The organism is Marinobacterium iners (assembly GCF_017310015.1).
GTDB lineage: Bacteria > Pseudomonadota > Gammaproteobacteria > Pseudomonadales > Balneatricaceae > Marinobacterium > Marinobacterium iners.
In genome coordinates this window covers 1324916-1337949 of record NZ_CP022297.1, presented here as the reverse complement: position 1 = coordinate 1337949, position 13034 = coordinate 1324916, and the positions used below count along the sequence as shown (strand labels likewise).

Annotated in this window: 11 protein-coding genes; all 11 read right to left on the bottom strand. The window is 57.6% G+C overall.

Annotated features, from left to right (window positions below; all coding sequences use genetic code 11):
- Window position 1: 1 nt before the first annotated feature.
- The gene (murG, locus tag CFI10_RS06485; protein ID WP_206840691.1) at window positions 2-1084 is read right to left on the bottom strand and encodes an undecaprenyldiphospho-muramoylpentapeptide beta-N-acetylglucosaminyltransferase; all 1083 of its coding nucleotides are present in this window, start codon (window positions 1082-1084) and stop codon (window positions 2-4) included.
- Complete coding sequence (gene ftsW / locus CFI10_RS06480; RefSeq protein WP_091827410.1) at window positions 1081-2307, bottom strand: putative lipid II flippase FtsW; 1227 nt, start codon at window positions 2305-2307, stop codon at window positions 1081-1083. Before ftsW ends, murG begins: the two co-directional genes overlap by 4 nt.
- Window positions 2304-3653, bottom strand: coding sequence for a UDP-N-acetylmuramoyl-L-alanine--D-glutamate ligase (gene murD / locus CFI10_RS06475; protein WP_091827411.1), 1350 nt, complete (start codon window positions 3651-3653; stop codon window positions 2304-2306). Before murD ends, ftsW begins: the two co-directional genes overlap by 4 nt.
- A gap of 25 nt (window positions 3654-3678) precedes the next feature.
- The gene (gene mraY, locus CFI10_RS06470) at window positions 3679-4761 is read right to left on the bottom strand and encodes a phospho-N-acetylmuramoyl-pentapeptide-transferase (RefSeq protein ID WP_091827412.1); all 1083 of its coding nucleotides are present in this window, start codon (window positions 4759-4761) and stop codon (window positions 3679-3681) included.
- A 4-nt stretch (window positions 4762-4765) separates the two neighbouring features.
- Window positions 4766-6139, bottom strand: a complete 1374-nt coding sequence (locus tag CFI10_RS06465) for a UDP-N-acetylmuramoyl-tripeptide--D-alanyl-D-alanine ligase (protein WP_091827413.1) — start codon at window positions 6137-6139, stop codon at window positions 4766-4768.
- Window positions 6136-7650 (bottom strand): UDP-N-acetylmuramoyl-L-alanyl-D-glutamate--2,6-diaminopimelate ligase, encoded by a 1515-nt coding sequence (locus CFI10_RS06460; protein ID WP_206840689.1) that lies wholly within the window; start codon window positions 7648-7650, stop codon window positions 6136-6138. The genes CFI10_RS06465 and CFI10_RS06460 overlap by 4 nt, the downstream gene beginning before the upstream one ends.
- A complete protein-coding gene (locus CFI10_RS06455; RefSeq protein ID WP_206840687.1) occupies window positions 7647-9365 on the bottom strand; it encodes a peptidoglycan D,D-transpeptidase FtsI family protein in 1719 nt (572 codons plus the stop codon). Before CFI10_RS06455 ends, CFI10_RS06460 begins: the two co-directional genes overlap by 4 nt.
- The gene (gene ftsL, locus CFI10_RS06450) at window positions 9352-9765 is read right to left on the bottom strand and encodes a cell division protein FtsL (protein ID WP_206840685.1); all 414 of its coding nucleotides are present in this window, start codon (window positions 9763-9765) and stop codon (window positions 9352-9354) included. The genes CFI10_RS06455 and ftsL overlap by 14 nt, the downstream gene beginning before the upstream one ends.
- On the bottom strand, window positions 9762-10700 hold the full coding sequence (rsmH, locus tag CFI10_RS06445; protein ID WP_206840682.1) for a 16S rRNA (cytosine(1402)-N(4))-methyltransferase RsmH: 939 nt from the start codon (window positions 10698-10700) through the stop codon (window positions 9762-9764). The genes ftsL and rsmH overlap by 4 nt, the downstream gene beginning before the upstream one ends.
- A 24-nt stretch (window positions 10701-10724) precedes the next feature.
- The gene (gene mraZ, locus CFI10_RS06440) at window positions 10725-11177 is read right to left on the bottom strand and encodes a division/cell wall cluster transcriptional repressor MraZ (RefSeq protein WP_206841994.1); all 453 of its coding nucleotides are present in this window, start codon (window positions 11175-11177) and stop codon (window positions 10725-10727) included.
- Between the two features lie 308 nt (window positions 11178-11485).
- Window positions 11486-13018: a GGDEF domain-containing protein gene (locus tag CFI10_RS06435; protein ID WP_206840680.1), complete on the bottom strand. Its 1533-nt coding sequence runs from the start codon at window positions 13016-13018 to the stop codon at window positions 11486-11488.
- Window positions 13019-13034 lie beyond the last annotated feature (16 nt).

Sequence of the window (13034 nt, the reverse complement as noted above, 5' to 3'; positions counted from 1 at the left end):
GTCACTTCATAACCTCCAGACAGATTTCTGCCACTGTCGTGCTTGCCTCGGGACGGGCCTGCTCACGCGCCCGCTCGGCCATCTGCAATAATTGTTCTCGACTGCCAAGTTCGCTCAGCAGAGCGGCCAACCGCTCCGGGTTCAACTCAGACTGCTGCACCACTCGCGCAGCACCGGTCTGTTCCAGATGCCGCGCATTAGCGGTCTGGTGGTCATCCACTGCATGGGGGAAAGGCACAAAAATGGCACCCAGACCAGCAATTTCAATTTCACTCACCGTGAGCGCTCCGGAGCGACACAGCACTAGATCTGCCCAACCGTAAGCCTTGTCCATCCGATCAATAAACGGCACGACACTGGCCGTGACGCCCGCTTCGGCATAAGCCGCCGTGGTTGAGTCCAGGTGACGCTTGCCGGTTTGATGCCAGACTTCCGGGCGCTGTTCCTGTGGCAGCAGCGCCAAAGCCTTGGGCAACATCTCATTGATCGCCAGCGCGCCCAGACTGCCTCCCACTACCAGCAGACGCAACGGACCTTCACGGCCGGCAAAGCGTTCGACCGGCGGCGCCAGCTCAAGAATTGGTCCGCGTACCGGATTGCCGGTCGTGATCGCATCCCCGCGCCCGGCAAAAGCCTGCGGAAAGGCCTGCAATACTTTGCTCGCCAAACGTGCCAGTGTGCGGTTGGTCATGCCCGGAATCGCATTCTGCTCATGCACCACAACCGGAACGCGTAACAGCCATGCCGCCAGACCACCCGGGCCTGAAGCAAAACCGCCCATACCCAGCACGACATCCGGCTTGGCGCGGTGTAACACGCCCAGCGCCTGCCCAAGCGCACGGGCAAGACGGAAGGGTGCCAGAAGCAGGCTTAACCGCCCCTTGCCACGCAGCCCCGTTACTGAAATTCTGTACAGCGGGATGCCGGATTTGGGCACAATTTCGTTCTCGATACCAACCTGACTGCCCAGCCATTCGACCACAACACCTCGCTGACGCAGAATATCGGCCGTTGCCAGCGCCGGAAATACGTGACCTCCGGTACCACCTGCCATGATCAATACCTTGCGTGAGGTGTCACTCATGCTGGTCGCTCCTCCAGTTTCAGTATTCGCCGTACCAGTGGCAATTCGCGTGGTACCTTCTTCAGCTGCTGACACTTGAGTTCGTAATCAACGCGCAGCACGATCGCGATCATCCCGGCACAAACCAGCAAACTGGACCCACCGTAACTGAGCAATGGAAGCGTCAGCCCCTTGGTGGGCAGGGCTCCCACGTTAACGCCGATATTGATCAGCGCCTGACCGGCAATGATGAAACCGAAGCCATACACCATATAAGCCCTGAAGAACTGCTGCATTTTTTCAGCACGACGACCAATGATAAAAATCCTGGCCACCAGCAACACATAAAGCGCCACTACAATCAGTGCCCCCAGCAACCCCAACTCTTCCGCCAGTACCGAGTAGACAAAGTCAGTATGCGCCTCGGGCAGGTAAAACAGCTTCTGCACACTGTTGCCCAACCCGGTACCAAACCAGTCGCCCCGTCCAAAGGCGATCTGCGCCTGCGACAGCTGATAGCCGCTGCCATAAGGGTCAGCCCAGGGGTCGGTAAAACTTTTCAGGCGCTCAAGCCGGTAGGGCTGAGCAAAGGCCAGCAATCCAACCAGCAGGCCGGCTGACACTACAACCACCAGCAGTTGCATGAACCGCATGCCGCCCAGAAACACCATGCCGGCTACGGTGCCGACGAGTACAACCAGTGCACCGTAGTCTGGCTCCATAAGCAGGGCCACACCGTAAAAACCCATCGGAATGGCCGGCTTGACCACGCCCCACCAGCCGCTGCGGACTTCCGCCAAACGCCTGACAAGGTAACCGCTGATGAAAATCACCATGCACGCCTTGGCGATTTCGGAGGCCTGAATATTGATAGGCCCCACGCCGATCCAGCGCCGCGAACCATTCACTTCACGACCAATACCGGGAATCAACACCAGTATTAGAAACGCGAGACCGATCAGCAGCAGCACACCACTGTATTTTTCCCAGGCTCTGACCGGCACCATCAGCGCCAGGGTGCCACTCACCAATGCAACCAGCAGAAACCCGCCATGGCGCAGGATGAAATGACCCGGTGAACCAAAATCGCGCGCCGCCACATCCATGGACGCGGACGTAATCATCACCAGCCCGGTCAGCATCAAGGCAAGTGTGCTTACCAACAGCAAGGGGTCCAACGGCGCCACTCCAGCTGGCACTTGCAGCCTGGCGGGGATCTGAATGGATGGCAGCGCCAGTCTCATGACAGCCCCTCCACCGCCTGAATGAACATCTGCCCACGCTCGCTGTAACCCGAAAACATGTCGAAGCTGGCACAGGCTGGCGACAGCAGTACCACATCACCCGGACGGGCAAGCTCCGCTGCACACTGCACCGCTTCCGCCATGCTGCCGGCAAAATGATGCCGAGGCCCTTCAACCTCTGCCGCGATCTGACTGGCATCTCGACCGATCAGTACCAGATCACGACTGTAGCGACGCAGCGGTGCGGCCAGTGACACAAAAGACTGGTCCTTGCCAACACCACCTGCAATCAGAATCAGACGAGCATCACCTTCCAGCGTAGCCCCCAACCCCTCCAGTGCCGCCAGCGTAGCACCGACATTGGTACCCTTGGAGTCGTTGTAATAGCTTACACCCGCAACGTCCGCGACCCACTGGCAACGATGAGCAAGGCCCGCAAACTCCTGCAGTGCCCTGAGCGACGCGTCACGTGGAATATTGACCGCATCCGCCAAGGCCAACGCCGCCAGACCATTGGCCAGATTGTGGCTGCCGCGAATTTTCAATGCCGAAGCTGGCAACAGTGGTTCAAGCCCACAGGCGAGCCAGGTTTCACCCTCATGATCCAGCAAGCCATAATCCTTGAGATCCGGTCGATTAAGACCAAAGCTGCGCAACTGCATCCCCTGGGCCAACAGGGGCTGAGTCAGCGGGTCCTCACGATTGGCAACCACGACAGCGGCGCCACGGTAGATTCGCTGCTTGGTCAGGGTATAGTCTTGCATGCCGTTGTAACGATCGAGATGATCAGGGCTGACATTCAGAACGGTCGCTGCGGCTGCGCGCAGTTCATGCGTGGTTTCCAGCTGAAAACTGGACAGCTCAAGCACATACAGCTCAGCGGGGTCCTGCAGCAAATCCAGTGCCGGAGTACCGATATTCCCCCCCACACCCACCTTGATACCGGCTGCTGCAGCCATCTCACCTACCAGTGTGGTCACGGTACTTTTGGCATTGGAGCCGGTAATGGCCACGATGGGAGCCTTGGCTTCACGGCAGAACAGGTCGATATCACCCAGCAGCGGCACACCAGCCGCCACGACAGAAGCGATAACCGGATGCCGTTTGTCCACGCCCGGGCTGATGATCAGCTCGCCAGCCCGACCAAGCCAGTCGGCATCAAGCTCACCAAGACGAAGCTCTACAGACGGAAACTCAGCACGAAAGGCATCAACCCCAGCCGGAGCCTCGCGGGTGTCGCAGACCGCAAAACGAAGCCCTCGCCGTTGCAGGTAGCGCGCACAGGACAGCCCGGTCTGGCCCAGACCGATGATGATGCGCTGCTTGTCAGTCGTAATCAGACTCACCCTGCTCTCCTGCTCGAAACTATCGTTAACGAATCTTCAATGTCGCCAGACCAATCAACACCAGCACCACAGTGATGATCCAGAAACGCACGATGACCCGCGGTTCCGGCCAGCCTTTTAATTCAAAATGGTGATGGATCGGCGCCATGCGAAAAATACGCCGCCCGGTCAGCTTGAATGAAGCTACCTGCAGAATCACGGAGATGGTTTCCATCACGAACACCCCGCCCATGATCACCAGTACCAGCTCCTGCCGCACGATGACGGCAATCACTCCCAGAGCCGCACCCAGTGACAGGGCACCTACGTCACCCATGAACACCTGAGCCGGGTAGGTGTTGAACCAAAGAAATCCCAGACCGGCCCCAACAATGGCACCACAAAAGATGATCAACTCACCGGAGCCAGCCACGTATGGAATGTGCAGATAGTTGGCAAACTGAACGTGACCACTCAGATAGGCAAATACGGCCAGCGCCGCCGCCACCATCACCGTCGGCATGATCGCCAGGCCATCAAGGCCATCGGTCAGGTTAACCGCATTGGAACTGCCCACAATGACGAAGTAGGTGAAGACAATGAAGAAAATCCCCATATCAATGGCGACATCCTTGAAAAACGGCAAAATCAGCTGGGTTTCCACCGGTGACTGCGCCGTCATGTACAGCACTACGGCGGCACCCAGCCCGCCAATCGACTGCCAAAAATACTTCCAGCGTGCAGGTAAACCGCGTGGGTTCTTCTCGATCACCTTGCGCCAGTCATCCACCCAGCCGACGGCACCGAAGATCAGCGTTACAATCAACGTCACCCAGACATAGCGGCTGGTCAGATCGCTCCACAGCAACGTACTGATGGCGATGGAGAGCAGAATCAGAGCCCCCCCCATGGTAGGCGTTCCCGCTTTGCTCAGATGTGATTGGGGGCCGTCAGAACGGATCGCCTGACCGATCTGTTTTTCCTTAAGGCGCGTAATCAACCAGGGACCCAGAAAGAGCGACAGGCCCAGAGCGGTCAGGATTCCCATGATGCCGCGCAGGGTGATGTAGCGGAACACCCCGAAGCCGGTATAAAACTGTGACAGGTATTCAGCGAGCAACAAAAGCATGGTTTCAGTTATCCCCTTTCAACAAGGCCGCAACTACCCTGTCCATTGCGGCACTGCGCGAGCCCTTGACCAGAAGGGTCAGCTGTTCCTGCGGCAGTGCCTGAATATGTGTTATCAGTTGTGTTTGTGTCGCAAAATGCTCGGCTCCCTGCCGGATCGCCGCATAGGCATTGGCCGCTGCACGCATGGCAGGGCCGGTTACCAGCAGCTGATCAATATCACGCTCGGCTGCATAGCGACCCACTTCGGCATGCAGCTGTTTCGATTGCTCGCCCAGCTCTGCCATGTCACCCAGTACCAGCACACGATGCCCTGGCAGCTGGGCCAGCAGATCGATGGCTGCCTTTACCGCATCGGCATTGGCGTTGTAGCTGTCATCAATCACCAACGCGCCGCTGTCAAGGCGATGTGGACTGAGACGCCCCGCCACCGACCGGCACTGATCCAGTACACCGGCAATTTTTGACAACGGTCGCCCTGCCGCCACCCATGCCGCCGCCGCCGCCGTTGCATTGGCCACGTTGTGGCGCCCAAGCAACTTCAACGATACCGGCAGCTGTTCTGTACCGTCATCCAGCACAAAACGCCAGCTGCCATCCGCATTCATCTCCAGCTTTGAGGCACTGACATCGGCAGCGCCATTTTCGACGCCAAAGCTGATCATGCGACGTTTTAGCCGCTGCAGGCGCTCAATCCAGGCCGAGGCATGGGGCGAGTCCAGATTGACAACCCCCACGCCACCTTCGGGCAGCCCTTCAAAAATTTCGCCCTTGGCACGCACCACACCCTCAAGGCCGCCAAAGCCTTCCAGATGGGCACCCATCGCATTATTGAGTATCGCCACATCAGGGCGGGTCATGGCTGTGGTGCGAGCAATTTCGCCCTGTGCACTGGCGCCCAGTTCGATCACGGCGGCCTCATGCTCGGGTGACAGCTCCAGCAGCGTCAGCGGGGCGCCGATTTCGTTATTCAGGTTACCCCGGGTTGCCAATACCTTGCCGCTGGTGGCCAATAGCCGTGCCAGCATCTCTTTCACCGTGGTTTTGCCGCCACTTCCTGTGACGGCAAACACGGGTGCACGGAACAGCGAGCGGTTGTATCCGCCCAGCTGCCCCAATGCCTTTAGGGTGTCGGTGACAACCAACTGAGGCAGGGTTGTGTTCATCAACTGACTCACAACCACGGCCTCAGCCCCCTTCAACTCGGCAGCACCGACAAAATCGTGACCATCAAAATTAGGGCCCTTCAATGCCACAAACAGATCACCCGACTGCAACTGCCGGCTATCCGTGACAACCCTTGCGACGGTCCTGTTCTCTCCTTGAAGATGCGCTCCGAGCACCTGCTTGAGCTCATCCAGTTCGAAGGCGCGCATCATACATCAGCTCCCTGTTTCAATACACGCAAGGCGTGTTCATGATCACTGAATGGGTGGCGTGTTCCATCTATTTCCTGATAGTTTTCATGCCCTTTTCCGGCAATCAGTACGAGATCGCCGGGACCGGCATGACTCACAGCCCAGCGAATGGCAGCTGCACGATCCTGCTCCACATGCAGGCGCGCAGTCGCAGGCACCCCTGCCATAACCTCACGAATGATCTGCTCGGGTGGTTCACTGCGTGGATTATCACTGGTCAGCACCAGCCGATCGGCAAGCTTTGCTGCAACAGCGCCCATTTCAGGCCGCTTGCCCCGGTCACGATCACCGCCACAGCCAAATACACACCAGAGATGCCCACTGCCAGGCTGGTGCAGGCGCAACGCCTGCAATGCCTGCGCGAGCGCATCCGGGGTATGGGCATAATCAACAACGACCAGCGGTTGCCCTTCGGCCTGAGGTAAACACTCCATACGTCCGGCCACCGGCCTGACTGCACCAAGGGCTGACGCGATCTGCTCAAGATTGAAACCCAGCAGCTGCAGAAGGGTTGCATTCAGCAGCAGATTACTGACGTTAAAGCTGCCCAGCAGGGCCGAATGCACTCGCTGATGACCCTGAGGGGTTGTAAGCTCAAACTGGCAGCCGCTGGCATCAAACTCCAGCTGACCTGCAGCCACATCGACACCGGGTTCGGCGCTGCCGAAACCGAGAACACAAGACGATTCGCTGGCCTGACGATCAAACAAGGTGCGACCAAACACATCATCCAGATTGATTGCCTGCAACGGCGGCGCATAGTCTGCAAACAGACGCGCTTTGGCATCGCCATAGCGCGCCATGTCACCATGATAATCAAGATGGTCCCGGGTTAGATTGGTAAACGCTGCCGCAGTAAAATGCACCCCGGACACACGTTTCTGGTCCAGTGCATGGCTGGACACCTCCATCACCACATACTCGGCACCCTGAAGCCGAAATTGGGCCAGCAATGCCTGCAGCGCGATGGGATCGGGCGTGGTATGGGTTGCCGGCTGCAAATCATCGACAAAACCGTTGCCAAGGGTGCCGATTACGGCACTGCGATGCCCCAACGACTCGAGTGCCTGTGCCAAATAGCTGCTGCAGGAAGTCTTGCCGTTGGTACCGGTTATGCCGATCACCTTCAGATGCTGGCTCGGTCGATCATGGAAACGACTGGCCACCTGACCCACCACCTGATCCAGGTCATCGACTTCCAGCAGCGGAACCGAAACCGCGGCGCGCTCGGCACTGTCCAGCACGCCACGCTGTACCATCACCGCAACGGCCCCCCGCTTGACCGCATCCGCGATAAAGTCGGCCCCACGATGACTGACACCCTCTCGAGCAAAAAACAGGTCGCCAGGCTGAACACGACGACTGTCCAGCGCCAGACCACTGACATTCACACTGCGCTCAGACGGCAAAGCCGCAAGCGTTACATACGCCTGCGGCAGTAATGTCAGCAATGATTGTGAATACTGATTCATTGCATCGCCACCTGAGTTGAAGGAGGTTCAGGCCACTTGTCTGGTGGCACGTTCAGAAGCCGCAGAGAGCCGGCTGCGATACGCGAGAATATTGGTGCCGCTACTAACCCGCCGTAATATTCCTGCCCTTTTGGGTTGTCGACCATCACTGCGATAACCAGACGCGGATTGGTCAGAGGTGCAACCCCTGCAAACACCGACACATACTTGTCTTCGGCATAACCGCCGCCGCTCGCCTTGTGAACCGTTCCGGTCTTGCCACCGACACGATAGCCTTCAACCGCTGCCCGTCGGCCCGTACCTTTTGCACTTATGACGGTTTCAAGCATATCCAGCACCTGAGGCCCCACACCCGGCGGCAAAACCCGGGTGCCAGCGGGTGTCTGAGTCTGTTTCAGCAGCGTTGCCGGTCGCATGATGCCGTCGGCCGCCAATGGAACATACGCCTGTGCCAGCTGCAAAAGCGTGGTGGAAAGACCATAGCCATAGGACATGGTTGCACGTTCAACACGCTGACGCTCCGCCAGGAACGGCAACACTCCGGTACGTTCACCGGGAAAGCCTGTGCCGGTATCTCGGCCAAGGCCCACATTGTGCAGCAGGTTGCGAACGGTATCATGCGGCATTTCGAGTGCGAGTCTGGTCACACCCACGTTGCTCGATTTGGTGATAATCCCGGTAAGATCCAGTTTGCCGTAGTTACGATGATCCTTGATGCTGGCGCCACCCACTCGAATGTAGCCGGGCGAAGTGTCGATCACTGACTCGCGCGTATACTGACCGCTCATCATGGCGGCTGCCACGGTTAGTGGCTTGATAGTGGAGCCAGGCTCAAACAGATCGGTCAGTGCGCGGTTGCGCAGCGCATCCGTGCTGAGTCCCGACCGATCGTTGGGGTTGTAGGATGGCTGATTCACCAACGCCAGCACTTCTCCGGTCTGGGCATCCAGCACCACGGCAGAACCGGAATCGGCACGATGCGACTCGACCGCTGCCTTGAGCTCACGGTAGGCCATGTACTGCAGGCGCAGATCGATGCTCAGCTGCAGGTCATTACCGGCATCAGCATCCTGCAGCGAGCGGATATGTTTGATGGTACGGCCTACGCGGTCCTTGAGCACCAGCTTGCGTCCGGGTTCGCCCCTCAGGCTGTGGTTATACGCCAGCTCAAGCCCTTCCTGCCCCTCACCATCCACATTGGTGAAGCCGACCAGATGGGTTGCCACCTCCCCTACCGGGTAGTAGCGCTTGTATTCACGATCCGCATGAACACCTGGGACACCCAACGCTTCAACCGCCTCAGCCAGCTCAGGCGTTACCTGTCGCTTCAGATAGAGGAAGCGGCGCTCGGGGTTTGCCGTCAGCACCGACTTGAGTTCGTGCGGCTTCATATCAAGCAACTGAGCCAGACGGGTCAGCCCACCGTGTTGCAGATCGGTTCGCAACGGGTCAGCCCAGATGGTTGCGACCGGCGCGCTCACCGCAAGCGGTTCGCCGTTGCGATCTGTAATCAGGCCGCGGTGTGCCGGGATCAGCATGGTTCGCAGCGTTCGGGCATCGCCCTGACTGCGCAGAAAGGCTTGATCATCACCGTAAAGTGACAACAGTTTTGAGGTGATGCCCGCCACGATCAGCGCCAGCAAAAACACAACCAGCCAGATCCGCCAGCTCCTGGCTGCATGGGTCTGTATGATCGGATCTTCACTTTTGCTCATGGCGTACGATCTCGATTGCTTCGGTTTCCGGCACGACCATATCCATCTCACTGGCTGCCAGCGATTCTATCCGGTGGTGTGAGGACCATACACTCTGTTCCAGCAGGTACTGACCCCATTCCACCTGTAATTCATCCCATTGGTGCACCAGAATCTGATGCTGGTTGAACAGACGGCGGTATTCATAGGCCGAAAAAATAACCGCCATCGCACTGATCATCACCGCCAGGGTCAGTCCCGTCACCAGCAACGCCGGTACCAGCAACTCACCACCGCTCACAATGCGCTGCTCAGACTCCCCTTTCGCCTGCCGCGGCATGAACCGGCGCTGGACAGACTCAAGCCGCCCGCGCCAGAACTCAGCCGTCAGCCAGGCAGGCGTGCCAAAACCGAACCTCATGCCAGCTTGATGGCGGCACGCATCACAGCACTGCGTGCCCTGGGGTTCTGGTTCAACTCATCCTTACCTGCCTTCACGGCCTTCCCTGCCGATTTCAGACGCCGTTTCATCATCGCATCCGTCACCGGCACCCCCGGTGGCAGGTGCTCATCCCCTTTAACGTGACGGCGAATGAAGCGCTTCACAATCCGGTCTTCCAGCGAATGAAAGCTGATCACCACAAGCTTGCCACCCGGCGCCAGCACCTCAAGCGCCTGATCCAGACACTGCTCCACATCTTCCAGCTCACGGTTGATATGGATGCGAATACCCTGAAAGGCACGCGTTGCGGGGTTTTTGCCTTTTTCCCAGCGCGGGTTGGCCTCTGCAATGATTTTTGACAGTCGTGCGGTTGTGGTAATGGGCGCCTGCTCTCGTTCAGCCACGATTGCACGGGCCATGCGTCTTGAAAAACGCTCCTCGCCGTAGCGATACATCACATCCGCGATTTCCTGCTCATCCGCACGATTGATCCAGTCAGCGGCACTCTCGCCCCGACTGGTATCCATGCGCATATCAAGCGGGCCATCATTCACGAAGCTGAACCCCCGCTCAGGATCATCCAGCTGTGGCGAGCTGACACCCAGATCCAGCAGCACACCGGTTACCTGCCCCACCAGGCCGCGCTGCTCGACGAAGGACTGTAGCTCTGCAAAAGAGCCATGTTCGATACTGAATCGGGGCTCGTCAGCAAAACGTTCAGCGGCGAAACTGATTGCCTCGGGATCCTTGTCGATGGCCATCAGGCGACCACTTTCAGAGAGTTCTGCAAGGATACGCGCGCTGTGACCGCCACGACCGAAGGTGCCGTCGATGTAGAAACCGCCCGGATCTGTTACCAGCTCCTTGACCGCCTCTTCCAGCAGAACTGTGGTATGGCTGAATGTCTGACTCATGCTGCCCCGTTACCTGGGAGTGCGTTAAAGTGACAGTGACTGCAGCTCTTGAGGTATTTCTTCATCCTCATCAGCCTGCAGATATTCGTCACGCGTACTGTTCCAGAGCTCTTCACTCCAGATTTCAAACTTGTTGCCCTGCCCCAGCAATACAATTTTCTTGTCCAACTGCGCATATTCACGCAGTGGTGCCGGCAGCAACATGCGCCCATTGGCATCCAGTTCAAGGTCTGTCGCATGACCTGTCAGCAGGCGCTGAATGCGGCGAACAGCCTTGTTAAAACTCGGCAGCGCATCAATGCGGGCCTGAATTTCGTCCCATTCGGGCTGAGGATAAAGCAGCAGACATTTGTCTTCGGTATCAATCGTCACCACCATACGGCCTTCGCAATGGGCGTGTACCGACTCGCGATAGCGTGCCGGAAGCGCCATTCGGCCCTTGGCATCGAGATTGATCGGATTGACTCCGCGGAACATGACGCCCACTGTCTTTCCCCAAATAGCCCACTTTTAACCACTTTTTCCCACTACGCGACACTATAGGTAGTAAGCACAGCAGATGCAAGGTGGAAAAGAGGTGAAAAAGGTGTGGTTTTCAGTTGGACTTGAGCTGCCCCCTGCCAGATTGGAAATGGCCACAACCCATGCAGCATGCGACCTGCACGGGAAGTTGATAGAAAACATGGAGTTGAAGGTTTGCAGGTGGAGTGGGCGTGAAAGCGCAAGTGGGAGGGCGGCAACAATTGATCACAAACTACAGGAGATATGCAGCCAGACAACCGGATTCAGTGCATCACAACCCTGTTTCTGCCATTGCTTTTGGCAGCGTACAGGTTGCTGTCTGCACGACCAAACAGGGACTCGCCTGAATCGTCAGACATGACCTCTGCCACACCAATTGAGACTGTGATGCGCACCGGGCGACTCTGGAAATTGAACGGGCTTTGCTCAACGGCCTTGCGCACTTTCTCAGCCGCCTGGTGGGCGGATTTCCCACCGGTTGACGGCATCAGGATGACAAACTCTTCGCCGCCAAAGCGAGCAACAAAATCGACTCCGCGCAGGCTGCTGCGCAACACTTTGGCCATCAGCCGCAGCACCTTGTCGCCCGCTAGATGACCATACTGATCGTTAATGCTCTTGAAAAAATCGATATCGGCAACACAAAGAGAGAAAGGCGAACCGTAGCGCTGATAGCGCGCCATTTCATTCGCAAGCTGCTGGTCATAGGCAAACCGATTCGCCAACCCCGTGAGAGGATCGGTACGCGACTTCATATGTGCCTCTTCAGCACTCCTGCGGAACCCGGCAGCCTTCAGCTCCATCTCATCAAGGCGACTCAGCAGATTCTGCCGTTCCTGCTGCAGCTCGGCAATATGCTGATTTTCCGCTTTTTTGTGAGTATCCACTGCTTTTATCAGACTTGCCAGCTGAGTACTGACGGCCATTTTCAACTCGTTAATATCACTGGTCTGCTTGACCGCCTGACTGATTTTATGGACATCGTAGCGTACTGTCTGATCCAGCAGGTTGTTGCGTTGAAGCTTGACCGCATCCGCCGTTTCCGCCTTGTCCAGAAAACTGCGCAGATAGGCCAACTGCTCACTCAGGCCCACAAGGTAGGCCTGAATATCCTCTCCTGCATTACCACCACAGGCCCGCGCCAACACTGATACTTTCTCAAGGCACTGTTCCAGCTCTTCCGGACCAGGCCCGGCCTCCAGGCAGCTGATCAGCTCATGCGTGCTCGCTAGGTACTGAGCGGGCACATTGAACAACTGAATCAGCTCCAGCAATCGCTGGGCCATACGTTTACTGATTACGTCATTTGGCTGTGCCAGATCGTCAGCGCTGACAACACCGGCATCAGAGCGACTGTTCTGCCTCTGAAAGGTCAGAAGCGTATCAATCAGCCCCGGTAACTGCTGCATGTTGTCGGCCGTACCGGCTAGCTTTTGTTTCACGTCAACCAGAGCCCCTGCCTGGTTTTCAGTCGTACCCTGCAACAACAGCACCCATTCATCGATGCGCTTTATCAGCTGCCGGGCCTTCTGTGCCCGAGCTTCATCTATGAGACGGACATGCTTTTCGGTTTTGCGCAGCAGCTCTGGCACTGTGTCCAACCTACCAGACTGCAACTCGGCCGCCAGCGACGCCAGCAACCGGTCCAGTTCAGCTGATTCGCCATGTACCGCAAGATCAAACTGAGAGGCCAGATTACGAAGGCACTCAACCGCCTGCGAACACTGCTGCTCGTGTTGCTCCACCTCAAGTGCCAACGCTCTGTACTTCCCGCGCCAGTCGACCTTGTCTGTCATCGTAAAATCTCCATAT

Coding starts and splice junctions, on each gene's coding strand:
- murG (WP_206840691.1), bottom strand. CDS start 1,084: ATGAGTGACACCTCACGCAAGGTATTGATCATGGCAGGTGGTACCGGA.
- ftsW (WP_091827410.1), bottom strand. CDS start 2,307: ATGAGACTGGCGCTGCCATCCATTCAGATCCCCGCCAGGCTGCAAGTG.
- mraY (WP_091827412.1), bottom strand. CDS start 4,761: ATGCTTTTGTTGCTCGCTGAATACCTGTCACAGTTTTATACCGGCTTC.
- CFI10_RS06465 (WP_091827413.1), bottom strand. CDS start 6,139: ATGATGCGCGCCTTCGAACTGGATGAGCTCAAGCAGGTGCTCGGAGCG.
- CFI10_RS06460 (WP_206840689.1), bottom strand. CDS start 7,650: ATGAATCAGTATTCACAATCATTGCTGACATTACTGCCGCAGGCGTAT.
- CFI10_RS06455 (WP_206840687.1), bottom strand. CDS start 9,365: ATGAGCAAAAGTGAAGATCCGATCATACAGACCCATGCAGCCAGGAGC.
- ftsL (WP_206840685.1), bottom strand. CDS start 9,765: ATGAGGTTCGGTTTTGGCACGCCTGCCTGGCTGACGGCTGAGTTCTGG.
- rsmH (WP_206840682.1), bottom strand. CDS start 10,700: ATGAGTCAGACATTCAGCCATACCACAGTTCTGCTGGAAGAGGCGGTC.
- mraZ (WP_206841994.1), bottom strand. CDS start 11,177: ATGTTCCGCGGAGTCAATCCGATCAATCTCGATGCCAAGGGCCGAATG.
- CFI10_RS06435 (WP_206840680.1), bottom strand. CDS start 13,018: ATGACAGACAAGGTCGACTGGCGCGGGAAGTACAGAGCGTTGGCACTT.